Genomic DNA, 969 nt, shown 5'->3' on the forward strand with positions numbered 1-969 from the left:
TTGGGCACGCAGTCCCGGCCGATGGCCTGGCGGCACAGGCCATCGGGCGGGTCGGCCTGCCCGGCGAACGGGGCGAAGGCCGGGCCCGGGCCGGGCGCGTGCGGGTAGCGGTACACGGGCCGGGTCACATGGTCGAAATGGTTGCCCTCCATCAACAGGCGGGCCGTGGCCGTCAGGGGCATGGCCGCGCCTTCGCCGCTGAGGTTCTCGAAATAGTTGTTGACCAGGTGCGCGGCCACGGTGGCGTTCTTCATGCCGCCCGCATGCGGCCCGCGGCCCGAGGTGTCGTGCACGTAGTTGCGGGCCACGGTGATCGTGTCCTGCGCGCCCAGGAACAGCCACAGCCAGTAGTGGTGGCCGTCGCAGGTGGCCGACTGGCCGGTGCGCCCATCGAATTCGTTGCCGGACAGGGTGACGTGCGCGGCGCTGCCAAAGCCCGTCACCACCATCTGGCGGCCGATGCGCGCGAACAGGTTGTGGTCCACCCACACGCCGTCGGCGCCGTCGATGGTCAGCGCATCGCCGCCCCAGACGACGCCCGGGTTGATGTCGGTGATGCGGATGTTCTGGACGATGACGTTGCGGTTGCCGTCGCCGATGCGCAGGCCCCGGCCCTGGATGCCGGCGTTGCGGCCGACGCCGACGAGGGTCTTGTTGGAGCCCACGGGCAGCGGGCGGCGCCCGGCGTTGTCGTAGGTCACCAGGGCGGCCGGGCGGCCGTCGCAGAAGTGGGCGACGTTCAGGCCCCATTGGCCTCCCTGGCCCGGCGGGGTGCCCCGGCAGGCGAAGGCCAGGCACCCGGCCTCGGTGGTGGTGGCGGAGCCGTTGGCCTGCAGCGACCCCCGGAAGTCGAACAGGCGGTCCAGCACGATCACGCGCGGTGCGTCGTCGGTGCACCGCGGGCCCTCGGCGCGCTGGCACAGCGCGCGCTCCAGGCCCTCCAGCGAAGTGGGGCGCACCACCTCGGCT

At 72.7% G+C, this 969-nt stretch carries 1 protein-coding gene; it reads right to left on the reverse strand.

Going from position 1 to position 969, the window contains the following annotated elements; genetic code table 11:
* Positions 1–969, reverse strand: a 969-nt coding sequence (locus AC27IQ_RS25680; RefSeq protein ID WP_487091325.1) for a polysaccharide lyase family 1 protein, incomplete at both ends; no start/stop codon positions are given.

This window comes from Acidovorax sp. KPB24-07 (genome assembly GCF_057543315.1).